The sequence below is a fragment of the Pseudomonas sp. NFACC08-1 genome, assembly GCF_900106735.1.
In the GTDB taxonomy this organism is placed as follows: domain Bacteria; phylum Pseudomonadota; class Gammaproteobacteria; order Pseudomonadales; family Pseudomonadaceae; genus Aquipseudomonas; species Aquipseudomonas fluorescens_Q.
In genome coordinates, this window is sequence record NZ_FNNL01000005.1 from 178394 (window position 1) to 203245 (window position 24852).

The following is a 24852-nucleotide window of genomic DNA, read 5'->3' on the forward strand; positions in this document are numbered from 1 at the left end:
TCACCATCAGGAGATGAAATGACAGAGGAGCGCGTCGAGCATTTGCTCGCCGAGGTGCACGACGAGTTCGGCATGATTCGCGTATTCGAAGTGGCCGATTATCGGTTTCTCGAGTTTGGCGATGCCATCGAGCAGAGTTGCGTGTTCACAGCCGATCCTAGCTGGCTCGAATATGACTATACCCGCGCCATGCTCATTGGCGCGTTGTGTCACGAGCAGCCGGAAAGTGCACTGTTTCTGGGGCTGGGCGCTGGTACGTTGACCCAAGCCTGCCTCAAGTTCCTGCCGTTGGAAGATGTCGAGGCCATCGAATTGCGCCCCGACGTGCCGCGCCTGGCCATCGAATACCTGGGGCTGGATGACGATCCGCGACTGTACATCCGTGTTGGAGATGCACTGGAACTGCTTGAAAGCGCTGAGCCTGCGGACCTGATTTTCGTCGACCTCTATACCGATGTCGGTCCTGGCGTCGGGCACCTGGCCTGGGGCTTCCTGGAAAACTGCCAGAAACGCCTCAACCCGGGCGGCTGGCTGGTGATCAACCAATGGGCCACCGACGACGGCAAGCCATTGGGCGCGGCACTGTTGCGCGGTTTGTACCACCGGCATTATTGGGAGCTGCCGGTGAAGGAGGGCAATGTGATCCTGATCGTGCCGGCGGACCTGGATCAGGAGCTGGACATGCAAGGACTGGTGGCCAGGGCCGAAGGGCTGGCGCCACGCTTGGGGTATTCGTTGCAGTCATTGATCAAGGCGATCCGGCCGGCGACCTGATCAAAGGCCCCAAAACCTTTTGACAAGTGAGTTCCCCTGTGGCGAGGGAGCTTGCTCCCGCTGGGCTGCGCAGCAGCCCCTCTCAAGCTCACTCAATCAACCTGATCCACCGCGTCGCCGGGCTCTAGGGCCGCTTCGCGCCCCAGCGGGAGCAAGCTCCCTCGCCACGGGGAATTCGGCACGGCGTGGGTTAAGGGAATGCCTCGAGTCAGTGTCAGTCTCAAGAGCAAATCGGTTGATCGACCGGAATGCTTTTGTGGCGAGGGAGCTTGCTCCCGCTGGGTCGCGAAGCGGCCCCCTTCGATTTCAGATATCAACCCAGGCGTCTGCTTCGCAGCCGAGCGGGAGCAAGCTCCCTCGCCACCAAGGGCAAAGTTGTCTGGAGGTGAACCGTTTTAGCCGGCTGTCCCAAGGCCCAGGCCAACGAGCCCCATAACGGTATCTGGCAATAAAAAAAGCTCCCTTTTCGGGCGAATTCCGGTATAGTGCGCGCCGGCCTTTAGCCGGGCCGCGTCAAGGTAGCGCAATTCCCCGAAGTCAGCTTCGGTTGCATGTCCGCACAACGGATGCTTCCACGACGTTCTTTTTCATTCATTCGTTTTCGCAAATCCCCGCCGACAAAGCAGCCAGGGCGACTCTTGAGTCTCAACACGGCATGCGCAGCTTTGGAGCATGGGTCTTTGCGGATGCACTTAGAGGCAGACCCATGACCCAGGAAACCGGCGGCTTCGCCGCTTTTAATCTCAACCCGAACATTCTTGCTGCCGTCACTGCGACCGGCTACGAAGAACCTTCGGCGATTCAGCAGCAATCGATCCCGATCATCATGGCCGGCCACGACATGATTGGCCAGGCGCAAACCGGTACGGGTAAAACCGCTGCGTTCGCCCTGCCGATCCTGCATCGCATCGATCCTGCCAAGCGCGAACCGCAAGCCCTGATCCTGGCGCCAACTCGTGAGTTGGCGCTGCAAGTAGCAACCGCTTTCGAAACCTATTCCAAGCAGATGCCTGGCGTTACTGTTGTGGCCGTTTATGGCGGTGCCCCGATGGGCCCACAACTGAAAGCCATCCGTAATGGCGCGCAGATCGTTGTCGCTACTCCGGGTCGTCTGTGCGATCACCTGCGTCGTGACGAAAAAGTCCTGGCCACCGTGAACCACCTGGTTCTCGACGAAGCCGACGAAATGCTCAAGCTGGGTTTCATGGATGACCTGGAAGTCATCTTCAAGGCCCTGCCAGCGACCCGCCAGACTGTATTGTTCTCGGCTACCTTGCCGCAATCGATCCGTGCCATTGCCGAGCGCCACCTGCGCGATCCGCAACACGTAAAGATCCAGACCAAGACCCAGACCGTCACCGCGATCGAACAGGCTCACCTGCTGGTTCACGCCGACCAGAAGACTTCCGCCGTTCTCAGCTTGCTGGAAGTGGAAGACTTCGACGCCCTGATCATGTTCGTGCGTACCAAGCAAGCGACCCTGGACCTGGCCAGCGCCCTGGAAGCCAAAGGCTACAAAGCCGCAGCGCTGAACGGTGACATTGCCCAGAACCAGCGTGAGCGCGTGATCGACTCCCTCAAGGATGGCCGCCTGGACATCGTTGTGGCGACCGACGTTGCTGCCCGTGGCCTGGACGTTCCGCGCATCACCCACGTATTCAACGTGGACATGCCGTACGATCCGGAATCCTACGTTCACCGTATCGGCCGTACTGGCCGTGCTGGTCGCGAAGGCCGTGCGCTGCTGCTGGTCACCCCGCGTGAGCGTCGCATGCTGCAAGTAATCGAGCGTGTAACTGGCCAGAAGGTAGCTGAAGTTCGCCTGCCGGACGCCCAGGCCGTTCTCGATGCCCGCATCAAGAAACTGACCAACAGCCTGTCGCCACTGGTGGCTGACGCCGAATCGACCCACGGTGATCTGCTCGATCGCCTGACCGCCGACATCGGTTGCAGCCCGCGCGCTCTGGCCGCTGCACTGCTGCGCAAGGCCACCAATGGCCAAGCGCTGAACCTGGCTGCAATCGAGAAAGAGCGTCCCCTAGTGCCGAACAACGCACCGCGTGGCGATCGTCCTGAGCGCACCGGTGATCGTCCGGACCGTGGTGATCGCGAGCGTCGTGCTCCGATTCCGCTGGCCGAAGGCCGTGCCCGCTGCCGTACCGCGTTGGGTGCCCGTGACGGCATCGCCGCCAAGAACCTGCTGGGTGCCATCCTCAACGAAGGCGGCCTGGCCCGCGAAGCGATCGGTCGCATCCAGGTGCGTGACAGCTTCAGCCTGGTGGAACTGCCGGAAGATGGTCTGGAGAAGTTGCTGACCAAGCTCAAAGACACTCGTGTGGCTGGCAAGCAGCTCAAGCTGCGTCGCTATCGCGAAGATTGATCGGCTCTTGGGTTGATTGATCGAACATAAAAAATCCCCGACTGGTTCGGGGATTTTTTATGCCTGTCGTTTGGTGTGCCTTCAGGGGGCGTGGGTGGAGGCCAATCAGTCAATCGAACCGATAGATGTCCATCCCCAGCGTCCCCATCGTGAACCCCGCATGGACAACGCTGAACTTGCCCCCCGCACCCCGGGCAAAATACAGCGGCAGCAAGTGCTCATCGCTGGGATGGCTGCGCACGGCGTTCGGCGCCTGGCGACGGTAATCATGCAGCGCGGCCTCGTCGTCGGCCGCCAGCTTCTCAACCATCCAGTCGCGAAAGGCCTTGGCCCAGGGCTCAATGCTGTCGGGGCCGGCGTTCCAGTCCAGGTCGCGCAGGTTGTGGGTGATGCTGCCGGAACCGATCAGCAAGATGCCTTGCTGACGCAGGCTCGCCAGGGCCTGGCCGACCTGTGTCTGCAACATCGGTCCCTGGCGGCTGGGCAGGGAAACCTGCACCACCGGGATGTCGGCTTCTGGGTACATCAAAGACAATGGCACCCAGACGCCATGGTCGGACGGCCGTTGAGGGTCGAGGCGTGCCGGAAGGTTCGCGGTGTTGAGCACGGCTGCGATTTGTGTCGCCAGTTGAGGATCGCCAGGCGCGGGGTACTGCACCTCATACAAGGCTGGTGGAAAGCCGCCGAAGTCGTGCCAGGTGCGCGGCTGCGGATTGGCGCTGACCAGCAATTCGTTGCTTTCCCAGTGGGCGGACACGATGACGATGGCCTTGGGCTTGGGCAATTGAGCGGCCAGGCGAGCCAATGCCGGACCGCTGTCGCCGGGCTCCAGGGCGAGTATCGGTGAGCCATGGGAGATAAACAGGCTGGGCAGCATGAAGGGGCTCCTGAGCGTTAAGATGTGATCATCTTCCGTCAGGTCAATGATCTAAATCTAATATAAGTTTTAGCCCGTTTTTATCGAATTTCTTGGAGTGAATCATGGAGCCCGAGTTTTGGCACAAGCGCTGGTCATCGAACCAGATTGGTTTTCACTTACCGGAGGTGAACCCGTACCTGCAACGGTTTTGGCCGCAACTGGGCCTGGCCCAGGGCAGTCGGGTGCTGGTGCCATTGTGTGGCAAAAGCCTGGATCTGCTGTGGCTTGCCCATCAGGGGTACTCGGTGCTGGGCGTGGAGTTATCGGAAAAAGCCGCCAATGATTTTTTTCTTGAACATCGGCTTGAGCCGAGCGTGAGTGAAGAGGGTGTGTTCAAGGTCTTCCGTGCCGGGGGCATCGAAATCCGCTGTGGTGATTTCTTTGCCTTGAGTGCTGCAGATGTGGCCGATTGCACGGCGTTGTACGACCGCGCTGCGTTGATTGCCTTGCCAGTGGCGATGCGAGAGCGGTATGCGGCCCATCTGCAGAAGATCTTGCCCAATGGCGTCGGATTGTTGATTACCCTGGATTACAACCAGGATGAAATGCCTGGCCCGCCTTTCTCCGTGGGCAATGATGAGGTGCTGAGGTTGCTGGGTAATGCCTGGCGACTGGAGGTCTTGCAGGAGCAGGATGTGCTGGGGGAGAGCTGGAAGTTCTTGCAGGCTGGGGTGAAGCGGCTGGATGAGCGGGTGTATCGGATTTCCAATCGTTGACGGATGAAGCTGTGGTGAGGGAACCCCCTGCTTTTGTGGCGAGGGAGCTTGCTCCCGCTGGGCTGCGCAGCAGCCCCCTCTCAAGCTCACTCAATTAACCTGATCCACCGTGTCGCCGGGCTCCAGGGGCGCTTCGCGCCCCAGCGGGAGCAAGCTCCCTCGCCACAGATTCCCCGGCTGTCAGCCGCGACGACGCAGTGCGTCGATACGCTCTTCCAGCGGCGGGTGGCTCATGAACATGCGAGCCAGGCCCTGCTTGATGCCACCGTTGATGCCAAAGGCATTCAGGGTGTCGGGCATGTGCACCGGCAAGCCTTGCTCGGCGCGCAGGCGCTGCAGGGCGCCGATCATGGCGCTGGTGCCGGCCAGGCGTGCACCGGCGTCGTCGGCGCGGAACTCGCGCTTGCGCGAGAACCACATGACGATGGCGCTGGCGAGGATGCCCAGTACCAGCTCGGCGAAGATGGTTGCCACGTAGTAGGCGATACCCTGGCCTTCTTCGTTCTTGAAAATCACCTTGTCGACGAAATTGCCGATGATGCGGGCAAAGAACATCACGAAGGTGTTCACCACGCCCTGGATCAACGCCAGGGTCACCATGTCGCCGTTGGCGACGTGGCCGATCTCGTGGGCCAGCACGGCCTTGACTTCATCGGGGGAAAACCGCTCGAGCAAACCCTGGCTGACGGCGACCAGTGCGTCGTTCTTGTTCCAGCCGGTGGCGAAGGCGTTGGCCTCGTAGGCTGGGAAAATCCCGACTTCCGGCATCTTGATACCGGCTTCGCGGGACAGTTGCTCGACAGTTTGCAGCAGCCATTGTTCGTGACGCGTGCGCGGCTGGCTGATGATCTGGGTGCTGGTGCTCATCTTCGCCATCCACTTGGAGATGAACAGCGAGAACAGGGAACCGGCGAAACCGAACACCGCACAGAAAATCAGCAGCTGATTGAGGTTGAGATCAACCCCGTTGGCCGCCATGAACCCGTTGAAGCCGAAGAGGCTCAGGGTGATGCTGGCAATCAGCACGACCGCCAGGTTAGTGGCCAAGAACAGCAGGATGCGCATCATGGTTGTGAAAATCTCCTCGTGCTAAAGATGTAGCGTTATGCGGGGTATATAAGGTGCCGCCGCAGGCTATTCAACTCGCCGACTATTTCAAACTGTGTCCTACACGCGTCCTAAATGTTTGAAAGACTTTTCTGAAAGTGACCAGGGAAAAGAAATGCGCTGCCTGCCCCCCGTGAACGTTGAGCCCAGATGCATGTTGACCGTCCAATCCCCAGTGTAGAAGGCCCGACGGAGTCGGCGGAACGGATATGTTGCTGAATCAAACAGCGTGCGAGGTGAGGACGCCTCGCACGCTGCCTGGCTTACTGACGGTAGGACTTGAGGAAGTTGCCGATCCGGCCAATGGCCTGGTCGAGGTCATCGACCCGTGGCAGGGTCACGACGCGGAAGTGATCCGGCCACGGCCAGTTGAACGCCGTGCCCTGGACCACCAGCAGCTTCTCGGACAGCAGCAGGTCGAGGACGAATTTTTCATCGTTGTGGATCGGGCAGACCTTCGGGTCGATCCGCGGGAAGGCATACAGCGCGCCCATCGGCTTGACACAACTGACGCCGGGAATGTCGTTGAGCAGTTCCCAGGTTCGATTGCGCTGTTCCAGCAGCCGGCCCTGGGGCAGGACCAGGTCGTTGATGCTCTGGTAGCCGCCCAGCGCCGTCTGGATCGCATGCTGGCTCGGCACGTTGGCACACAGGCGCATGTTGGCCAGCATGTCGATGCCTTCGATGTAGCTCTGGGCGTGATGCTTGGGACCGGAAATAACAACCCAGCCTGATCGGAAACCCGCTACCCGATAGGATTTGGACAGGCCGTTGAAGGTCAGGCACAGCAGGTCCGGTGCCAGGGATGCAGTGCAGATGTGCACGGCGTCGTCGTAGAGGATCTTGTCGTAGATCTCGTCGGAAAACACCACCAGGTTGTGTTGGCGGGCCAGTTCCAGCATGCCCAGCAGTACTTCCCTGGAATACACGGCGCCGGTCGGATTGTTCGGGTTGATGATCACCAGTGCCTTGGTATTGGGCGTGATCTTGGCCTTGATGTCCGCCAGGTCGGGAAACCAGTTGGCCTGTTCGTCGCACAGGTAATGCACCGGATTGCCACCGGACAGGCTCACGGCAGCGGTCCACAGCGGATAGTCCGGCGCCGGCACCAGCACTTCGTCGCCATTGTTGAGCAGGGCCTGCATGGACATCACGATCAGCTCGGACACGCCGTTACCCAGGTAGATGTCCTCGATGCCGACACCTTCGACCTGCTTCTGCTGGTAGTACTGCATCACGGCCTTGCGGGCGCTGAACAGGCCCTTGGAGTCGCTGTAGCCCTGGGCGGTCGGCAGGTTGCGGATGACGTCCTGGAGGATTTCATCGGGCGCTTCGAAACCAAAGGGGGCCGGGTTACCGATGTTCAGCTTGAGGATGCGATGGCCTTCCTCTTCCAGGCGTTTGGCGTGCTTGAGCACCGGGCCGCGAATGTCGTAGCAGACGTTGGCGAGCTTGTTCGATTTGCTGACCTGCATGGCGATGTGTTCCCGAAAATGAACGATCCAGGCGGCGTATGAACCACCGTACTGGGAATCCTGCGTCTGTGCCCAGGCCTGACGCGGTATAGGCGTCACAATCCGTTTGAATGCGCATGACGTGACTGCCAGACTGGCGTCTGACGAGGCGCAATCATACGTGCCGCCCGATCTGCGGAAAAGCGTCGGATCGGGCTTTTTCAATTGCCGAGGTAGGACGATGGAAAAGTTGGAAAAAACCCTTGAAGAATGGCACTCCATGCTCGACCCGGAGCAGTACAACGTCTGTCGGCTGAAGGGCACCGAACGGCCATTCTCCGGTAAATACAACGCCACCAAGACCGACGGCGTGTACCACTGCATCTGCTGCAACGAGCCGTTGTTCGATTCGCAGACCAAATTCGATTCGGGCTGTGGCTGGCCAAGTTTCTACGCGCCGATCGAAGGCAGCGCGGTGGTGGAGGTGCGGGACGTCAGCCACGGCATGATTCGCACCGAGGTGGTCTGCGCCAGATGCGACGCCCACCTGGGCCACGTCTTCCCCGACGGCCCGCCGCCCACGGGTTTGCGGTACTGCATCAACTCGGTGTGCCTGGATCTCGTACCCCGTTAGGCACTGCTCACAATCCCCCCTGTGGCGAGGGAGCTTGCTCCCGCTGGGCGGCGCAGCCGCCCCAATAGGGGATGACGCGGTCTTGCAGGAAAACCGCACCAGCCGGGTTTACGACGGCTGCGCCGCCGAGCGGGAGCAAGCTCCCTCGCCACAAGAGCCTGTGGGCTCCACAGACCATGGGTTCGGATAATTAAATTGCACACAATTGAATCGCTCGCTATCTTCACCGCCTGTCCTATTCGTTTTGGAGCCTTGCCATGAGCGACAATCTGCTGAGCATCCCGTGCACCACCATCAAGGGGGAGCAAAAGACCCTCGCCGATTTCGCCGGCAAGGCTGTGCTGGTGGTCAACACGGCCAGCCAGTGCGGGTTCACTCCGCAATACAAGGGGCTTGAGGCGTTGTGGCAGACCTACAAGGACCAGGGCCTGGTGGTGTTGGGCTTTCCCTGCAATCAGTTTGGCAAGCAGGAGCCGGGCGACGAGGGGGCGATTACCGAGTTCTGCGAGTTGAACTTCGGTGTGAGTTTTCCGCTGTTCAAGAAAATCGAGGTCAACGGCGCCAACGCCCATCCCCTGTTCGTCCAGCTTAAACAGCGGGCGCCCGGGGTGCTGGGGTCCAAAGGCATCAAGTGGAATTTCACCAAGTTCCTGATCGGCAGGGACGGCCAAGTGGTCAAGCGTTTTGCCCCGACCACCAAGCCCCAGGACCTGACCGGTGAGATCGAAGCGCTGCTCAAATGAATGACCTGTCAGTCGATTCCCTGAAGCTCGACAGCCAGTTGTGCTTCAAGCTGTACGCTGCTTCGCGTGCAGTGATCCGTGGCTACAAGCCAATGCTCGATCAACTCGGCCTGACCTATCCGCAATACCTGGCGATGCTGGTGCTGTGGGAATGGCAGGACACGGCCCCGCTACAGCCCACGGTCAAGGCGCTGGGTGAGCGTTTGCTGCTGGATTCCGGGACGCTGACGCCGCTGCTCAAGCGCCTGGAACAGCTGGACCTGGTCCAGCGCCAGCGTTCGGCCCGGGACGAGCGGGAGGTGCACTTGAGCCTGACGACTGCCGGACGAGCCTTGCGTGAACAGGTCGGCCCGCTCAAGGCCCGCCTGTTGTGCGACAGCGGTATCGACCTGGACCGCCTCGCAACATTGCGAGACGGTCTCGATCACCTGTTGGGCCAGATCAAAGCGCTGACGTAGTCGGCACCCACTGGTCCAGCACTGCCGCCAGTTCTTCGCGGCGGAACGGCTTGGACAGGTAATCGTTCATGCCGGCCGCACGGCAGCGCTCACGTTCCTCGGGCATTGCGTTGGCCGTCAGGGCGACAATCGGCAGGTCCGACCAGCGCCCGCTTTGGCGGATCTGTCGACTGGCTTCGTAGCCATCCATTACCGGCATGTTGCAGTCCATCAACACCAGGTCGAACACCCGCTGTTCCAGTTGACTCAGGGCTTCGGCGCCGTGGGCTGCGACGGTGACTTCGCAGCCCAGTTTTACCAACATACCCTTGGCCACCAGTTGGTTGACCGGGTTGTCCTCCACCAGCAGCACCCGTCCACGCCTGGACGGCGCCAGGGCTTCGATCTGTGCGTCATCGATGACGGTCGCCTCGCTTTGCATGGCGCGCCGCAGAATCTGGTACAGCGCATGGCGCGCCAGCGGCCGGGCCTGTTGTATCAGCGGGGCGAGGGCGGCGGCTTCTTCGCTGGGCATGAAGCTGCCATAGGCGGTCACCAGCAGGATCGGTGCATCAAAGGTTGGCCGCAGGTTGAACAGGCATTCCGGGCAGTCGGTAATCAGTACGTCGGGTGTGAGCCCCAGCAACCCGTCGTCGATGGAACGCTGCACATAATCCAGGCCCCATCCCGGCAACAGCATGCCCAGCAACTCGGCCAGGCCGCTGTTGCTGCCGGTGATGGCGACGACGTTGCCGCGCAACGGTTCGACCGGCGTTGCCGGCAGATGGCAGGGCAGGGGCAGGTCGGCACAGAACTGACTGCCGAAGCCAGCTTCGGAACTGATGGTCAACCGGCCCTGCATGGCTTCGCAGAGGTTGTAGGTCAGTGCCAGGCCCAGCCCGGTGCCACCGAACTGGCGGGTAATCCCGGCGCCGGCCTGGGTGAACGGCTGCAGGATTCTCGCCTGGGCTTCCTGGGGGATACCGATGCCCGTGTCGCAGACCTCGATGCGCACGCCGCCGTCGTAATGACTCAACTTCACGTCGACCCGGCCGAAGCGCGTGAACTTCAGTGCATTGGACAGCAGGTTGCTGACGATCTGACGCACCCGGGTCGGGTCGCCGAGAACCTGCGCCGGGAACTGCGGCTTGATCAGGCAGGCCAGTTCGACACTCGGGGCCGCGTTCTGGGAAAGCAGGTTGGCCGTATCCTCCACCAGGGAGCCGAGGTCGAACGGGATGCGTTCGAGTTCCAGTTGACCGGCGTCGAATTTCGACAGGTCGAGGATATCGTTGAGCAGTTCGACCAATACCTTGCCCGAGTCATGGGCAATCGATAGCTGTTGCTGTTGTTCGGCCGTCAGGGGGCCGTCCAGGGACAGGGCGATCATTCCCAGCAGGCCGTTGAGCGGTGTGCGGATCTCGTGGCTCATGTTGGCGAGGAACGCAGAGCGGGCCTCGGCCATGTCCAGGGCCGTGCGCCGGGCCACTTCCAGTTCCTCGTTGGACTGGCTGAGGCGGGCGTTGCTGGCCTTGAGTTCGGCGGTGCGTGCCGAGACGATGTTCTCCAATTGCGCGAGGTATTCGGTGAGGCGATTTTCGGCCGTGCGCCGCTGCTGGATTTCGGTGGAGATATTTTCGAACTGCTGGTTGGCGACGGAAACCAGTACGCCGATTTCATCGGACTGGTGGCCGGCAGGGCATTCCAGGTGATTCTGTTCGTTGCTGCTCGGGTCGCGGCTGCTCAGTTCGCGGATGACCCGCACCAGGGGCTTGGTCAGCATCACGTAGAACAGTGCCAGCAGCAGGCCCGTCAGGATCAGGCTGCGGGCGAAGCCGTTGAGCAAGGTGACCTCGGCACGGCGCAGGAAACGACTGCCGAACGCATAGGTGTCGACGTCCAGTCGCAGCATGCCCAGGGATTCGTTGGGCAAATGATCCAGGTAGAGCCGATCCTCGAACTGACGCTGGGCGCCGAACAGAAAGTCGCTGATGAACCGGTAGCTGCTTTGCAGCTCGGGCCGCTTGACGCTGGCGAGCACGGTATTGTTGTTGTCGATCAGCTCGGCCCCAATGATGGCCGGTGAGCGCAACAGGCCCATGGACAGCTCCTGGGCGAGCTCGGCGTCGATGTTGTAGGCGATGCGCGAGGCCGGGTTGTGGCTGATTTCCAGCAGCGAGAGGATTTCACGGTTGATCGACGCGTCTTCGCTGGCATAATCGATGCCGATCTGCATCAGACTGAGCAAGGTGCCCAACACGAAGCCCACCAGGACGGTCAGGCGGGCCTGCTTGTAGGAAAGCCGTTGGGTGAATCTGATGTCCATTGAGTGATGAACCACTTACGTTTCCCTTCGCCGGTCAAGCATAGCTGATCATCTCTGAATACCGGTGCAGCCGGTGTGTATTGTGTGAAGTAGACCCGCCATTGGATACGACGTTTCGTAGCTCGAGCGCCATCATTACTGTGAACCTGTCCGAGGAGAAGACGTGGACTCGCGATTGAATGCTTTTCTTGAGCGTGCCGATGCCGTGCTGGCCCGGATCGAGCCTTTGCTGCCGGCGCCCCGGCCCACCATCGATTGGACCCAGACCCTGGCCGCCCGCTGGCAGCGTGACGGCCGTAGCGGCTACCTGCTGCCGCTGCAGGTCAGCCTCGACATGCGCCTGTCGGACCTGATCGGCGTGGACCGCCAGGTCGAACAACTGGGCCGCAACACCCGGCAGTTCATCGATGGCATGCCTGCCAACCATGCCTTGCTCTGGGGCTCGCGTGGCACCGGCAAGTCGTCCCTGGTGCGCGCCCTGTTGGCTGAACATGCCCCGCATGGCCTGCGCTTGATCGAGATCGAACGCGACCACCTGGCCGATCTGCCTCGGGTGGTGGAGCAGGTTGCGAAACTGCCCCAGCGCTTCGTGTTGTTCTGCGATGACTTGTCGTTCGAATCCGGTGAAGGCGATTACCGCGTGCTCAAGAGCGTGTTGGATGGATCCCTGGAGCAGGCGCCGGACAACGTGTTGCTGTATGCCACTTCCAACCGTCGTCACCTGGTACCGGAGAAGGAAAGCGACAACGAGAACTGGAAACGGGTCGACGGCGAACTTCATCCCAGCGAAGCGGTAGAGGACAAGATCGCCTTGTCCGACCGCTTTGGCCTGTGGCTGTCGTTTTATCCGTTTACCCAGGAGCATTTCCTTAACGTGGTGGAGCACTGGATCGGCGAATTGGCAGCCAAGGCTGGGCTGGCCTGGCAGCGCGACGAAGCGCTGGATGTACTGGCGGTGCGCTGGGCAACCGGTCGCGGCAATCGCAACGGACGTTGCGCTTATCAGTTTGCCCGCTATTGGGTAGGCCTGAAATTGTTGGAGCACAAGGCATGATCGATTTGAAGGGCACCGGAGTCGGCCTTGACGGCTACGCGTTGTTATCGGCACAACTGGAATCCTTGCTGGCCGATGAGCGTGACTTCATCGCCAACGCCGCGCAGTTCTCGGCTTTCCTGTCCAGTCAGCTGGACGACCTGAACTGGGCCGGTTTTTACCTCAATCGCAACGAAGAGCTGGTCCTGGGACCGTTCCAGGGCCAGATCGCCTGCGTGCGGATCCCCTTTGGCCGCGGCGTGTGCGGTACGGCGGCCGCGACCCGGCAGACCCAGCGCGTCGAAGACGTCCATGCCTTCGCCGGGCACATCGCCTGCGACAGCGCGTCGAACAGCGAACTGGTGGTGCCGCTGGTCAAGGACGGGCGCCTGATCGGCGTGCTCGACCTGGACAGTCCGAAACTGGCGCGTTTTACCGAGCATGATCAAGCCGGCATCGAGCAGTTGGCCGCGATATTCCTGCGCCTGACGGATTGCTGATCATACCTTCAACCCTGCCTTGACCAGCAGGCCGTGGGGATCGATTTCATCGATCTGGTGCGGGTCGAGGAACTGGTTGGCGTAGCTCAGGTAGATCTTTTCATCGATGAACAGCCCGAACAGCTCGGGATCGATATGGGCGTCACGGCACATGGTGGCCATGATGCCCAGGGCTTCGCTCAGTTTCTTCGCTTTCTTGTAGGGGCGGTCGGCTGCCGTCAGCGCTTCGAAAATGTCGGCAATGGCCATCATGCGCGCCGGCAGGCTCATCTCTTCGCGTTTGAGACGCTTGGGATAACCGCTGCCATCCATCTTCTCGTGATGACCGCCAGCGATCTCCGCCACGTTGTCCAAGTGGCTGGGAAAGGGCAACTGGCTGAGCATCAGGATCGTCTGCACCATGTGATGGTTGATGACGTAGCGCTCCTCGCGGGTTAGCGTGCCTCGCGTGATGCTCAGGTTGTAGAGCTCGCCGCGGTTGTATTTCCAGGCCGGTACGTCGAGCTGGAAGCCCCACGGATTTTCCGCCGGGATCAGTTCGGCTTCGTGGTGTTCGAGCAGGTGCTCGGGCTTGTCTGCCAACAGTGGCTCAGTGACCGGTAGTGTCGGCTTGGGCGTGCGGGCCTGGCGCCGGTTTTCTTCCCAGGAAACCCCCAGGCGATCATCGAGGGTTCGGGTCCACGGGCGTTGCGCGATGTGTCGCAGGCGCTGCAGATCGGCTTCGGCCATGGCTTCGGAGCCCAGGTTGCAGCGGGCGACGAAAGCAAAGTCGTCATCCAGTGCCGTCAATGTCGCGTCGCGCTGTTGCGCCAGGGATGACGGCTCGCCGCCGCTTGCCACGGCCTGCCAATAATCGACCCAGGCGTCGCGCTTGAGCACCTCGAAGCGGGTGCGTATCTCGTGGATCCGGTCGTTCAGGGTTTCCAGCTTGGTGGCCTTGTCGACCACATATTCGGGGGTGGTGACCTTGCCGCAATCGTGCAGCCAGGCGGCGATGTGCAGGGCTTCCCATTCGTCCTCGGTGGGCCGATAGGTTTCGAATGCCGGTACCTGGCTGGCAGCGGCCGCCTGGGCGAGCATCAGGGTCAGGACCGGCACCCGCTGGCAATGGCCGCCCGTGTAGGGACTCTTGGCATCGATCGCGCCGGCCAGCAACTGGATGAAGGCGTCCAGCAACTGCTTTTGCCTGGCTTGCAGGCGCTGACCCTCGATGCTCACGGCGGCGGCACCGGACACGGCCTGCAGGAAGGCGATGCGGTCGGGCTGCAGTTTTTCCAGGTCGGCTTCGGTGCCGCTGTCGGTGATCAGCAGTACCAGGACGCCGACGGTTTCCTGGTGCCGATTGCGAAGGCGAATACCGATCAGATGGACGCGCGGCGAGTCCAGCTCCCGCAGGACGCTCTGCAGATCGGCCGCCTGTTCGAAGCCCAGGGAGGCCACGAGGTTGTCCGAGGTGGCCAGTTGCTGGAGCCATTGCGGGCTGTCGCCAGCCTGGAGCTCATGACTGCGTAACTTGAAGGCCTCGAGATCCCTGGGTGTTCCATTGATGACCAGCCCATACGGCTTGACCCGGTTGTCGTCGTTCTCGCGCAAGTAGATCAGGCCTGCCTGGGCCTGGCCGATTTTTACGGTTTCAAACAACACCCGTTCCAGCAACGGGGCGAAGCGGGTTTCGGCGCGCAGGCTGGCGGTGATTTCAAAGAAACTCGCCAGGGTCTCTTTCATGCGCGCCATCGACACGCTCAACTGATCGACTTCCAGCACCGGGGAGCGACGGGACACCGGGTAGTTGAAGTCAAAGCTGCGAATGGCATCGGCCTCCTGCACCAGTTCGCGCAAAGGCTTGACCAGGATCCTGGACGTCAGCCAACCCAGGGGCAGGCACAGCAGCAGCGTGGCGAGGGTGATGAGCGCGCCTTGCCAGCGCATGCGATAGGCATTGTCCAGCAGCTCATCTTCAGGGACCAGCAGCGCCAGTTCCAGGCCCTGGGGCCCGCCTTCCTGCATGTGGCTGCGAGAAACGATCCACTGGCGTCCGTCCGCTTCCAGGCGCGTGGCATCGGTGTTGTCGTCGAGCGCAGCGGCAATGGCCAGGCTGAGGTCTCGGGCCTTGATCAGGCGTGCCGACTGGGCATCGGCGAGCAGCCGGCTGTTGTCGGGATAACCCACTGCGTTGCCCTTGGGATCGAGCAAGACGACTTCGGTGCCGGTGGTCACCTTGTGTTTGGCCAGGGTCTGGGACAGGGCCGCCAGGGTCAGGTCGGCGCCGATGACAGCCTGCTCGCCACTGCGCAGGGCGAGGGTGGTGCCGACGTTATGGGTGGAGAAAAAAACGTAGGGCTCGGTGGTGATCTGCTCGGTGCTGCCGGCGGCGCTGCGAAACCAGCTGCGGCTGCGGGGGTCGTAGGTTTCGTCGGCAATGTCCCGGCGCCCGATGAGCGTCAGCGTCTCGTCGTAGAACAGCGACTGGGAGTGAACCGGGCCTTGCTCGGTTGCCCGCTCCACGGTCCAGACTTGGTAGACCGCCTCGGCCGGTGCCTGCAGGGCGACTTTCAGGGCCGCGGTGCGCAATGGCCGGACCATCATGAAGTTGCCCTGATGATCGCCCAGGTACAACGATGCCAGGTTCGGGTTGTCCCGCAGTGCCTGGCTGAAGGGCACGAGCAGGGCCAGGCGTTGCGCCATCTGGGGAGTGCGCGTCGCCGGGTAGTCGGCCAACAGCCTCAACAGGTGGCGGATGGGTTCGTAGGTGTCGTACAGATCCAGGCGCACATCCTGTTCAATACGGTTGAACAGTTTCTCACTGCTGGACAGGATGATTTGCGTGGTTTGCCGGTAATTGAAAATCCCCAGCACCACCCCGGTCAGCAACAGAAGCAGGGTAAACATCACGCTGATGTGAACGTGCAGGGGGAACCGGCGTTTTTCCGGACGCGGTGCGCTGGGCATTGCAGTCACTCCAAGTGTCAGGGGGCGTTCTCGATGGTGTTCCCGCGTGCAGGGAAACCGATCGAGAACCCCCAGGTACGCACTGCTGAGCGAATAGCATAGTAAACGCTGGATTATTTTGCCTTGGCGATCTCCGTTTCGAGGGCCCGCTCCAGTTCGCTCATGGCTCGGTCGAGGGCGTCGATGCAATCGCTGATTCGCCTGGGCGCTTGCGCCTGGTGACAAGCGTGTTCCAGCGCCTCGCACCGCTGGATCAGTGAGGTCGCCTGGACGATGCGGGCGACGCCTTTTATCTTGTGCGCTATTTCGGCCAGTGCTGACCGGTTTGCGCTGTGGGCGATGTCGAGCAACTCCTGGCGGTCCGAGCGGCTGCTGCTGAGCAATTCGGCCAGCAGCCGTCGGTTGGACGACGGGTCGCCGCCGGTCAACGCCTGCAGGCTTTGTATGCTGAAAGCTGCCGGGCAACTGACGGGTTTGACTGCCTTGATCCATTGGCTCAAGGCGCTCAGGCTGATTGGCTTGAACAGGCAGTCGTCCATCCCAGCGTCCTGGCAGCGTTGTTTTTCCTCCGGTTGGGCATTGGCAGTGAACCCCAGTAGGGTGCAGGGCGGTCGTTGCTGCTCGGATTCATCGCGACGAATCGACCGGGCCAGTTCGTAGCCGCTCATGATGGGCATGTTGCAATCGGCGATGACCAGATCGAAGTGGTTCTTTTGCCAGACCTCAAGCCCGTGGGCACCATCATGGGCGACCTGGTAGTGATGGCCCAGGTATTCCAGTTGCTGCGACATCAGCAGGCGGTTGGCGGGATGATCGTCCACGATCAGGACGTTCAGGGGGGCCTGGGCCGTTTCGATGACCGGTTCAGGTGGGGGGCGAACCGGCGCCGTCGCCAGGACGGTCAGCTGCAGGCAGACCTGGACCTGGGTGCCGGTGCCGGGTTGGCTGTTCATGTGCAGGCTGCCGCCCATCATCCGGCACAGGTTACGACTGATCACCAGTCCCAACCCCGCACCGTTGCGGGCCATCCGGCTGGTGTTATCGACCTGGGCAAACGGCTCGAACAAACGTTGCAGGTCCGCCGGAGCAATACCGATGCCGCTGTCGTTGACCTCCAGGTGCATTTGCAGGACGTCGTCCCGGTCGGTTGGAGACAGCCGGACCTTGATCACTACCTGGCCCTGCTCGGTAAATTTGAGGGCATTGCTGATCAGGTTCGACAGCACCTGTTTGAACCGCAACGGGTCCATCAACACGTCAGGGCTGCCCTTGGCGGCGTCGAACTGCAGGGACAACGCCAGGTTTTTCTGCCGGGCCACGCCCTCGAATACCCGAATGACCGATTGCAGCAAGGCCCTGAGATTGACGCGTTCGGGGGCCAGGCTCAGATGACCGGATTCGATACGGGCGATGTCCAGAATATCGCCTATCAGTTCGAGCATGCCGGAGGCCGACTCGTACGCGACTTCGATGGTCGAACGGTCTACACGGCCCTTGTCGGCCTGTTTCAGGGCCAGCTCAAGCATGCCGATCACTGCGTTCATGGGGGTGCGGATTTCATGGCTCATGGTTGCCAGGAACGTGCTTTTGGCGCGGTTCGCGTCATCGGCCCGTTGCTTGGACGCGCGCAGCTCCTCGAACAGCTGGCGCCGCTCACTGATGTCGATCCAGCCGCCGATGATGCCTTGCACTTCGGCGGCGGAGTTTCGGTAGGGGAGGATCCAGTGATAGATCGTCAGTTGCCTGTCCCCGATGTGCAGGGGCCGGTCGACGATCAGGGCGGTGCCTTCGGCCATGACGCGTTGGTAGTCCGCCTGGTACTCCTGCGCTTCGAAGGCGTTGCTCATGGATCCTGGCATCAGGCTCTTGCCGATGACGTCTTCGCGTTTGACGTCGAACGTTTGCAGGTAGCTGTCGTTGCAGCTTTGCAGGATGCCGTTGCGATCCCTCACGTAGATGGGATGGGGGGTGCCGTTGAGCAGTGAATGCATGAATTCGAGTTGATCATTGAGGGCCAGTTCCGCCCGTTGGCGTTGCCTGATCTGGCGCTGCATGTAGGCGTTCCACGCCAGGGAAAACAGTAACAACAGGCCAACGCCCACGACGACCTGGAGGAACAGGCGGTTGTAGGTGCGCCAGGTGTGTTCCGAGGGCGAGACGTAACCGCGCCAGCGGTTGTTGATGACGCCCAGTTCGTCAGGGTCGATGCTGGTCAGGGCCTTGTCGAGGATGGCGTTCAACTCTGTGGCGTTTTTTGCCGTGGCCAGCGCGAACATGGCCTGTTGGGTGCCCACCGTGCTGCTGATTTGCAACCTGTCGCGCCACGCATAGGAGGAGATGAAGTAGTTGGCCATCACCTGCGAGTTCACGCTGCCGTCGACCTGGCCATGGGCGAGCATTTCCACGGCGCGCAAGGGGCCGTCCGTTTCGATGATTTGAAGGTTCGGGTACTGGCTGCGTAGCCATCCGATGACCGGATTGCCTTTGGCGATTGCCAGGCTGGCGTGGCCTAACTGATCGAGTGTCGTGGGCGTGTCGGACTGTTTGCGGGTCAGCAGGACGAACGAGCTATCGACGTAGGGGCGGCTGAACTTCAACTGGAGTTGTCGTTCACTGCTGGGCAAAAGTGCGGCGATCATGTCGGCTTGATCGTTGAGGACCGCAGCAATCATTTCGCTGTCGTTCTGGCGGCGCTGGATGTCCAGGCGCAGGCCGGTGCGCAGCCGGATCAGTTCCAGCAGGTCGGCACTGATGCCGCGAAAGTCCCCATCCGCATCGAAGAAGGTGAACGGCGCGGAGGTTTCGTTCACCACCACCCGGACCACCGGATGCCTCGCCAGCCAGCGTTGCTCGCGGTCGGTCAGTTGTATCCTGTGGTCCGTGAGATACAGGTCGCTGCCTGCACTCCAGCGCTTGGAGATGGCGGCTTGCTCGGCAATGGAAACCTGGCTCAGCGTAGCGTTGATGACTTCCAGCAAGCGGGTGTCGCTACGCCGTACGGCGAAACCGAACCCATGGGATTCGTGTTTGCCGAAGCTGGCCATGCGGATATTGCTCAAGTAGCCCTTGTTGATCATGTAGTGGGTGGAAAGGGTATCGCCGAGAAATACATCGGCCTGACCGAAGGCGACGGCATTGATGGCGTTCTGGTAGGACGGGTAGGTGGTAATGAGTGCCTTGGGGTAGAGTTTTTCAATTTCCCGTAGCGGCAGGTAGTGATAAACCATGCTCAGCCGCAACCCCTCGAGATCGTCAGTCAGGGATCGGCTTTCATTCGTTCGGGTGACGAGAACGGGTTGGTCCACTGCGTACGGCGTCGACAGCACAATGTCGGGGTTGCGCGCCTCGAAACCGTTGGCGGTGCCAAGCATATCGATTTGCCCGTCCTTGAGTGCGGCCATGGCCGCCTCGCGGGAATCGAAGCGCAGGACTGTTATGGGCAGGTCGATGGCCTTGGCGATGATGTCGGCGTAATCAGCCGTCAGGCCTTCGTAGTCGCGTCCGCTGGTGGAAAGATCGAAGGGCGGGTAGTCCGGGGCGGAAGTTCCCAGGACCAGCGCTTGCCGATCCTGTAGCCAGGCGCGGTGAACATCATCCAGCTTGACCTCGGTATGGGCCATGGACGAGCGGCCTAGCAGGGTATATTGCTCGGGCGCATTCGCTGCCGCCGTGAGCATTCCTGTATAAAACGCTGCGCTGATCAGCAGGAGACATTCGGTTATGCGTCTGAGCATCCTGTTTTTCTCACACCAGCGCGTTGCGCTTCGCCATTTCAATCAGATCGACCAACGACTTGACCTTGAGCTTCTGCATCAGCCGTTTCTTATAAGTACTGACGGTCTTATTGCTTAGAAACATTCCTTTGGCTATTTCCTTGTTGGTACGACCCTGGGCAAATAGTTGCAGCACCATCAGTTCCCGATCATTGACACTTTTGAAAAGGTCCAGCTCGATACTGCGTGGGTCATCCGGGCGTACCGGATTCAGCGCCTGGCTGGGAAAGTAGTTATAGCCGGACAATACTGCTTTGATTGCGCTGACAAGTTCGCTGAGGTCTTCCTGTTTACAAACGTAACCAGAGGCACCGGACTGCATGCATCGAATGCCGAAGAGCGTCGGCGACTGGGCCGTGAGCACCAGCGTCTTGAGCGGAGTGGTCATGGCGTTGAAGCGCGAGAGGATTTCCAGCCCGTCGAGTTTGGGAATGCTGATGTCCAGGATAACCAAGTCTGGCATGCATTCGCGCACCATTTGCATCGCATCGACGCCGTTGTCAGTTTCTCCCACGACCTTATAGCCCTCATGCTCCAGAAGCATGCGAACAGCGAGGCGGATGACCGGATGGTCGTCGACAATGAAAACGGAGTTCATGAATAAATTACCCTGCGAACTTGAATAAAGCGCGCACCTTAGCCCACTTACAACCAGGGCCGTACGAAGAGACGGGCATGCAACTTCAATTTCAGAAGTTTCCTACAAAAAAAGAGGCAAGATATTACGATGTAATCGGTTTTTTAGTAGGTGGATGGCAAAAAGAGATGGGAGGAGTTGGCAGTGTGTGAAGGGATATTTCTTTGATTGTGTTGGTTGTGCAAACAAAGGAAGCGTTTTTAATCGAGGTGTGTGTAAGCCATACATTATTTATCTACTTCAAACTCCCTGTGGCACAGCGCTACAGAATTCACATTCACCGCCAATCCCCTGTGGGAGCGAGCAAGCTCGCTCCCACATTTTTTCGAGGTGCTGCAAAGGGTGCCTTTTATTGGCGCGTGCGGCCGGTCATTTCCTGGGCCATTTCGCTGGCGTAGCTGTCGGTCATGCCGGCAATGAAGTCGATCATTCGCAGGAACGCGCCATGCAAAGGTCCATTGGGATCCGGCGCATTGTTCCCCAGCAGGTCGAGAATGCGGCGATTCTTGAACGAAGGCGTGCGGCCCCCATGCTGTTCAAGGGCCGCTCCGCAAAATCCGTTGAGCAGGATTTCCAGCGTGGTGTAGGCGCCGATTTCATGCAGGGTCTTGCGCTTGTCCTGGAAAATTTTCCGGCGCGCCATGTCCTTGGCATTCAACACGCAGCGTTTTGCCGGGCCGTGCATATGCTCCACGAGATCTCCTGGCAATGTGCCGGCAAGCAAGGCTTCCTGCTGTTCGACAAACGCCCGGGCGGCGGCGTTGGTCAGGTGTTCGATGGCCTTGCCCCGCAGGATCGCCAGTTTGCGTCGCCGCGAGTCCAGTGGCCCCAGCTGCCGGTAAGTGTCCGGAAGATCATCGCCCACCAGGTCCAGGAGCAGCGATTCCACCTGGGGGTATTCCAGGAGATCCATCTCCACGCCGTCTTCCAGGTCGATCAGCGCGTAGCAGATGTCATCGGCGGCTTCCATCAGGTACACCAAGGGATGCCGTGCCCAGCGTTGATCCTCGATCTGTGGCAAACCGAGTTTGTGGGCAATCTGCTCCAACAGTGGCAGTTCGCTCTGGTAGCAACCGAACTTGTGCTTCTTGTAGCCCAGCGAGTCCGCGTGGCGGGCAGTCCAGGGGTATTTCAAATAGGTGCCGAGGGTGGCATAGGTCAGCCGCGTTCCGCCGTCGAACTGATGGTATTCAAGTTGGGTGAGGACGCGGAATCCCTGGGCGTTACCTTCGAAGTTGAGGAAGTCGTTGCGCTCGGCTTCGCTCATTGCATCGAGCCAACCACGGCCGGCAGCCTGCTGGAACCAATAGCGGATAGCATCCTCGCCGGAGTGACCGAACGGCGGGTTGCCAATGTCGTGGGCCAGGCAGGCCGATTGCACCACCATGCCCAGGTCGCTTGGCTCGCACCAGTCAGGCAGGGCATTGCGGATGGTTTCCCCCACGCGCATGCCCAGGGAACGCCCGACGCAGCTGACTTCCAGGGAATGGGTCAGGCGCGTATGGATGTGGTCGTTGCTGGAGACCGGATGCACTTGCGTCTTGCGTCCGAGGCGGCGGAAGGCGCCGGAAAAGATGATGCGGTCGTGGTCCTTGTGGAAAGGACTGCGGCCCAGTTCTTGCGGACTGTGCAGCGGTTTTCCGAGGCGTTCGCGAGTCAGCAGGGTGTGCCAATCCAAGGCCGGTTGCTCCGTTTGATGGTGTCGGTGTCCTAGCTTCCCGGTTCGTGGGCTGCCCTGCAAGGCTTATAGGCCTGCACAGACTGGATACACAACCCTGTGTGGCGAGGGAGCTTGCTCCCGCTGGACTGCGAAGCAGGCCCATTTTTGTGAGTGCTTCGCACTCAAGCGGGAGCAAGCTCCCTCGCCACTGGGGCCTCAGGGTTTGCGCATATCTTTGGCCAGCTTGATCAACGGCAGCAATGTCGTTGCCAGGCGGATCAGGCCCGTCAAGCCACCGCCACCACCATTGCGGGTTCGTTTTCCGGTGATGAAACCGAGCAGGGACACCGCCGCCACACCCCACAGTGGCGCGTGCTTGATGCCGAAGCCTTCGTGCCAGCTTTGCGTCAAGCCGCGTGCCCGGTGCAAGGGCTGCAGCAACTGGCGTGTTTCCTGGCGGATTTCCTGGCGGTGCATTTCCATGCGCAGACGCACCAGCGCCTTGCGCATTTCCTGTCGTGTCCGGGCTTGAGGAATATCAGGCAGGCTCATGGCAACAGGCGCTCCCGATCATTGGCCAGTTCTTCGAGGGTGGCGTGGAAAGGAGAGGACTCGTCGTAGATCGCCGCCTTGAGCCGAAGCCCGCAGAACAGCGCCGCCAGCAGATAAAACAGGCACAGGCCGATAATGCCGGCCAGACGATAGGTGTCCCATACCAGGATCAGTACCAGCGCCGAAAGCCCGACCAACAGCAGCAGGCCGAACACCAGCGCAAGGCCGGCGAACAGCAGGAGACTGACAGTGCGTGCCTTCTGTTCCTGCAGCTCCATGCCGAACAATTCGACGTGGCTATGCAGCAAGCCAAGGAACGCCGCGCCCAGGCGGCGTGCTGTAGTTTTTGTGCCCGCTTCGGACGAGCCGGATTCGTCGATACCCATCATCAGCGCCGTGTCGCCAGCAGACCAATCAGAAAGCCAACGCCTGCCGCAATGCCTACGGATTGCCAAGGGTTGGCCTGTACATATTCCTCGGTGGCGACCACCGCAGCCTGGCCGCGTTCGCGCATGGAGTCTTCCGTCAGCTTGAGCGTTTCGCGGGCGCGCAGGAGGGTTTCGTGAATCTGGCTGCGCAATGCATCGGCTTGATCGCCTGCCAGCGTCGCGGTGTGATCGAGCAACCGCTCCGTGTCGCTGACCAGCGTCTGGAAATCTTCCATCAGGGTTTCTTGAGCAGTCTTTGCCTGGGGTCTGGTCATCGGTGAATCTCCGTAAGTGACGTCTGAAACGTTCGAGTATGAGCCTTGCTGGAAGGTTCAGTACAAGTGACTGGTACAACTTTTGCTCAGGTTTTTGCCATGTACTGGTGCGTCAACCTGCGTCAGTGCGCTGAAGCTGGGCGAAAGCCCGAAAAACCTTAACCCAAATAATCAAAACCCGCGAAGCACCTCCAAGCGGGATTTCGTTTTGACCGTTCTTGCGCACCAAAGCGGTTCGTCGGCCTGCGTACGGCCAATGAGTCGTTTCAACTTGGTGCGCTCGCAAGGCTGGCGAACCGGTTTGGTGCTTTTTTCAACTTTTTCAGGTCTGCCCATACCATGGAAAATATGCAAAACGCCGTGGACGGTCTGGTCCACAGCTCCAACACGCTGTTCATCCTGCTCGGCGCGGTCATGGTCCTGGCCATGCATGCCGGCTTTGCGTTTCTTGAAGTGGGAACGGTCCGGCAAAAGAACCAGGTCAATGCGCTGTCGAAAATCCTCAGCGATTTCGCGGTCTCGACCCTGGCCTATTTCTTTATAGGCTATTGGATTGCCTACGGTGTGACCTTCCTGCAACCGGCGGCGGTGCTCAGCGTCGATCATGGCTATAGCCTGGTGAAGTTCTTCTTCCTGCTGACCTTTGCCGCTGCGATCCCGGCCATCATTTCCGGTGGTATTGCCGAACGTGCCCGGTTCGCACCGCAGTTGTGCGCCACGGTGCTGATCGTGGCGTTTGTCTATCCGTTTTTCGAGGGCATGATCTGGAACGGCAATTTTGGCCTGCAGGCCTGGCTGCAAGCCCGGTTCGGCGCCAGTTTCCATGACTTCGCCGGCTCCGTGGTGGTGCATGCCATGGGCGGCTGGCTGGCGTTGGCTGCCGTGCTCTTGCTCGGCCCGCGTAATGGCCGCTACCGGGACGGTCGCCTGGTGGCGTTTGCGCCTTCGAGCATTCCATTCCTGGCCTTGGGTTCGTGGATCCTGATTGTCGGCTGGTTCGGTTTCAACGTGATGAGTGCCCAGACCTTGCCCGGGGTGAGCGGGCTGGTGGCGGTCAATTCGTTGATGGCCATGGTTGGCGGTACCGTGGCGGCATTGATTGTCGGACGCAATGACCCGGGCTTCCTGCACAACGGCCCGCTGGCCGGTTTGGTGGCGGTCTGTGCCGGTTCCGACCTGATGCACCCGGTCGGTGCGCTGGTCACGGGGGCCATTGCCGGTGCCTTGTTTGTCTGGTGCTTCACTGCGGCCCAGGGCAAGTGGAAGATCGACGATGTGCTCGGCGTCTGGCCGCTGCATGGGCTGTGCGGTGTCTGGGGCGGCATTGCTTGTGGCGTCTTTGGCCAGAGCGCCCTGGGCGGCCTGGGTGGGGTCAGCCTGGTCAGCCAATTGATCGGCACGGCGCTGGGCGTTGTCGTCGCCCTGGTCGGTGGGTTCGCGGTCTATGGCGCGATCAAGGCCGTGCTGGGGCTGCGCCTGACCCAGGAAGAAGAGTATTACGGCGCCGACCTGTCGATTCACAAGATCGGCGCGGTCAGCCAGGACTGAGCGTCAA

General features: G+C 60.7%; 20 protein-coding genes. 9 read left to right on the top strand and 11 right to left on the bottom strand.

Features of this window, described 5'->3' with window-relative positions:
* Positions 1-18: 18 nt before the first annotated feature.
* Both BLU76_RS12785 and BLU76_RS12795 read left to right on the top strand, forming a co-directional pair.
* On the top strand, positions 19-774 hold the full coding sequence (locus tag BLU76_RS12785; protein ID WP_003199402.1) for a spermidine synthase: 756 nt from the start codon (positions 19-21) through the stop codon (positions 772-774).
* A 706-nt stretch (positions 775-1480) separates the two neighbouring features.
* A complete protein-coding gene (locus BLU76_RS12795; RefSeq protein ID WP_003199404.1) occupies positions 1481-3154 on the top strand; it encodes a DEAD/DEAH box helicase in 1674 nt (557 codons plus the stop codon).
* 109 nt (positions 3155-3263) lie between these two features.
* Here BLU76_RS12795 and BLU76_RS12800 read toward each other — a convergent pair whose 3' ends face one another.
* The gene (locus BLU76_RS12800) at positions 3264-4031 is read right to left on the bottom strand and encodes a DODA-type extradiol aromatic ring-opening family dioxygenase (RefSeq protein WP_092222955.1); all 768 of its coding nucleotides are present in this window, start codon (positions 4029-4031) and stop codon (positions 3264-3266) included.
* Between the two features lie 104 nt (positions 4032-4135).
* Here BLU76_RS12800 and BLU76_RS12805 point away from each other — a divergent pair, with 104 nt between their 5' ends.
* A complete protein-coding gene (locus BLU76_RS12805) occupies positions 4136-4789 on the top strand; it encodes a thiopurine S-methyltransferase (RefSeq protein WP_092144819.1) in 654 nt (217 codons plus the stop codon).
* A gap of 180 nt (positions 4790-4969) precedes the next feature.
* Here BLU76_RS12805 and htpX read toward each other — a convergent pair whose 3' ends face one another.
* Both htpX and BLU76_RS12815 read right to left on the bottom strand, forming a co-directional pair.
* On the bottom strand, positions 4970-5857 hold the full coding sequence (htpX, locus tag BLU76_RS12810; protein WP_003199411.1) for a protease HtpX: 888 nt from the start codon (positions 5855-5857) through the stop codon (positions 4970-4972).
* A 302-nt stretch (positions 5858-6159) separates the two neighbouring features.
* Positions 6160-7371, bottom strand: a complete 1212-nt coding sequence (locus BLU76_RS12815; RefSeq protein ID WP_003199412.1) for a pyridoxal phosphate-dependent aminotransferase — start codon at positions 7369-7371, stop codon at positions 6160-6162.
* 220 nt (positions 7372-7591) lie between these two features.
* On the opposite strand from BLU76_RS12815, the gene msrB reads away from it, so the two are divergent.
* From msrB to BLU76_RS12830, 3 genes are all read left to right on the top strand, one after another.
* Entirely contained in the window at positions 7592-7984 is a 393-nt protein-coding gene (msrB, locus tag BLU76_RS12820) for a peptide-methionine (R)-S-oxide reductase MsrB (protein ID WP_092144817.1), read from the top strand.
* Between the two features lie 257 nt (positions 7985-8241).
* Positions 8242-8727: a glutathione peroxidase gene (locus tag BLU76_RS12825; RefSeq protein WP_092144815.1), complete on the top strand. Its 486-nt coding sequence runs from the start codon at positions 8242-8244 to the stop codon at positions 8725-8727.
* Positions 8724-9185, top strand: a complete 462-nt coding sequence (locus tag BLU76_RS12830; protein ID WP_092144813.1) for a MarR family winged helix-turn-helix transcriptional regulator — start codon at positions 8724-8726, stop codon at positions 9183-9185. Before BLU76_RS12825 ends, BLU76_RS12830 begins: the two co-directional genes overlap by 4 nt.
* Here the strand turns inward: BLU76_RS12830 and BLU76_RS12835 are convergent.
* Positions 9169-11490 carry a hybrid sensor histidine kinase/response regulator gene (locus BLU76_RS12835; protein WP_092222957.1) on the bottom strand — a complete coding sequence of 774 codons (2322 nt, stop codon included), beginning with the start codon at positions 11488-11490 and terminating at the stop codon, positions 9169-9171. The two genes, BLU76_RS12830 and BLU76_RS12835, sit on opposite strands and share 17 nt — an antisense overlap.
* A gap of 163 nt (positions 11491-11653) precedes the next feature.
* Here BLU76_RS12835 and BLU76_RS12840 point away from each other — a divergent pair, with 163 nt between their 5' ends.
* Together BLU76_RS12840 and BLU76_RS12845 are read left to right on the top strand one after the other, a co-directional pair.
* Complete coding sequence (locus BLU76_RS12840; RefSeq protein WP_003199422.1) at positions 11654-12544, top strand: ATP-binding protein; 891 nt, start codon at positions 11654-11656, stop codon at positions 12542-12544.
* The gene (locus tag BLU76_RS12845; RefSeq protein WP_014337288.1) at positions 12541-13023 is read left to right on the top strand and encodes a GAF domain-containing protein; all 483 of its coding nucleotides are present in this window, start codon (positions 12541-12543) and stop codon (positions 13021-13023) included. Before BLU76_RS12840 ends, BLU76_RS12845 begins: the two co-directional genes overlap by 4 nt.
* Here the strand turns inward: BLU76_RS12845 and BLU76_RS12850 are convergent, their stop codons facing one another.
* The 7 genes from BLU76_RS12850 to BLU76_RS12880 all read right to left on the bottom strand — a co-directional run bounded on the left by BLU76_RS12850 (position 13024) and on the right by BLU76_RS12880 (position 23297).
* Positions 13024-15972 carry an HD domain-containing phosphohydrolase gene (locus tag BLU76_RS12850; RefSeq protein ID WP_092144809.1) on the bottom strand — a complete coding sequence of 983 codons (2949 nt, stop codon included), beginning with the start codon at positions 15970-15972 and terminating at the stop codon, positions 13024-13026.
* Between the two features lie 113 nt (positions 15973-16085).
* A complete protein-coding gene (locus BLU76_RS12855) occupies positions 16086-19706 on the bottom strand; it encodes a transporter substrate-binding domain-containing protein (RefSeq protein WP_170867297.1) in 3621 nt (1206 codons plus the stop codon).
* Positions 19707-19716: 10 nt separating this feature from the next.
* Positions 19717-20343, bottom strand: coding sequence for a response regulator transcription factor (locus BLU76_RS12860; RefSeq protein ID WP_003199430.1), 627 nt, complete (start codon positions 20341-20343; stop codon positions 19717-19719).
* A 388-nt stretch (positions 20344-20731) separates the two neighbouring features.
* Positions 20732-22060: a deoxyguanosinetriphosphate triphosphohydrolase gene (locus tag BLU76_RS12865; protein ID WP_053183171.1), complete on the bottom strand. Its 1329-nt coding sequence runs from the start codon at positions 22058-22060 to the stop codon at positions 20732-20734.
* Positions 22061-22258: 198 nt separating this feature from the next.
* Entirely contained in the window at positions 22259-22594 is a 336-nt protein-coding gene (locus BLU76_RS12870) for a hypothetical protein (protein WP_092144803.1), read from the bottom strand.
* Positions 22591-22980 carry a phage holin family protein gene (locus BLU76_RS12875; RefSeq protein ID WP_063322302.1) on the bottom strand — a complete coding sequence of 130 codons (390 nt, stop codon included), beginning with the start codon at positions 22978-22980 and terminating at the stop codon, positions 22591-22593. The genes BLU76_RS12870 and BLU76_RS12875 overlap by 4 nt, the downstream gene beginning before the upstream one ends.
* Positions 22981-22982: 2 nt before the next feature.
* Positions 22983-23297: an ElaB/YgaM/YqjD family protein gene (locus BLU76_RS12880; RefSeq protein WP_092144801.1), complete on the bottom strand. Its 315-nt coding sequence runs from the start codon at positions 23295-23297 to the stop codon at positions 22983-22985.
* Positions 23298-23636: 339 nt separating this feature from the next.
* On the opposite strand from BLU76_RS12880, the gene BLU76_RS12885 reads away from it, so the two are divergent.
* Positions 23637-24845: an ammonium transporter gene (locus BLU76_RS12885; RefSeq protein ID WP_092222961.1), complete on the top strand. Its 1209-nt coding sequence runs from the start codon at positions 23637-23639 to the stop codon at positions 24843-24845.
* The last annotated feature ends 7 nt before the right edge of the window (positions 24846-24852 follow it).

Excerpts from the sequence above, each read along its gene's own strand:
- BLU76_RS12805 (WP_092144819.1), top strand. The coding sequence starts at position 4,136 with ATGGAGCCCGAGTTTTGGCACAAGCGCTGGTCATCGAACCAGATTGGT.
- BLU76_RS12855 (WP_170867297.1), bottom strand. The coding sequence starts at position 19,706 with ATGCTCAGACGCATAACCGAATGTCTCCTGCTGATCAGCGCAGCGTTT.
- BLU76_RS12825 (WP_092144815.1), top strand. The coding sequence starts at position 8,242 with ATGAGCGACAATCTGCTGAGCATCCCGTGCACCACCATCAAGGGGGAG.
- BLU76_RS12850 (WP_092144809.1), bottom strand. The coding sequence starts at position 15,972 with ATGCCCAGCGCACCGCGTCCGGAAAAACGCCGGTTCCCCCTGCACGTT.
- BLU76_RS12875 (WP_063322302.1), bottom strand. The coding sequence starts at position 22,980 with ATGGGTATCGACGAATCCGGCTCGTCCGAAGCGGGCACAAAAACTACA.
- BLU76_RS12870 (WP_092144803.1), bottom strand. The coding sequence starts at position 22,594 with ATGAGCCTGCCTGATATTCCTCAAGCCCGGACACGACAGGAAATGCGC.
- htpX (WP_003199411.1), bottom strand. The coding sequence starts at position 5,857 with ATGATGCGCATCCTGCTGTTCTTGGCCACTAACCTGGCGGTCGTGCTG.
- BLU76_RS12880 (WP_092144801.1), bottom strand. The coding sequence starts at position 23,297 with ATGACCAGACCCCAGGCAAAGACTGCTCAAGAAACCCTGATGGAAGAT.
- BLU76_RS12860 (WP_003199430.1), bottom strand. The coding sequence starts at position 20,343 with ATGAACTCCGTTTTCATTGTCGACGACCATCCGGTCATCCGCCTCGCT.
- BLU76_RS12815 (WP_003199412.1), bottom strand. The coding sequence starts at position 7,371 with ATGCAGGTCAGCAAATCGAACAAGCTCGCCAACGTCTGCTACGACATT.
- BLU76_RS12885 (WP_092222961.1), top strand. The coding sequence starts at position 23,637 with ATGGAAAATATGCAAAACGCCGTGGACGGTCTGGTCCACAGCTCCAAC.
- msrB (WP_092144817.1), top strand. The coding sequence starts at position 7,592 with ATGGAAAAGTTGGAAAAAACCCTTGAAGAATGGCACTCCATGCTCGAC.
- BLU76_RS12830 (WP_092144813.1), top strand. The coding sequence starts at position 8,724 with ATGAATGACCTGTCAGTCGATTCCCTGAAGCTCGACAGCCAGTTGTGC.
- BLU76_RS12785 (WP_003199402.1), top strand. The coding sequence starts at position 19 with ATGACAGAGGAGCGCGTCGAGCATTTGCTCGCCGAGGTGCACGACGAG.
- BLU76_RS12835 (WP_092222957.1), bottom strand. The coding sequence starts at position 11,490 with ATGGACATCAGATTCACCCAACGGCTTTCCTACAAGCAGGCCCGCCTG.
- BLU76_RS12795 (WP_003199404.1), top strand. The coding sequence starts at position 1,481 with ATGACCCAGGAAACCGGCGGCTTCGCCGCTTTTAATCTCAACCCGAAC.
- BLU76_RS12845 (WP_014337288.1), top strand. The coding sequence starts at position 12,541 with ATGATCGATTTGAAGGGCACCGGAGTCGGCCTTGACGGCTACGCGTTG.
- BLU76_RS12800 (WP_092222955.1), bottom strand. The coding sequence starts at position 4,031 with ATGCTGCCCAGCCTGTTTATCTCCCATGGCTCACCGATACTCGCCCTG.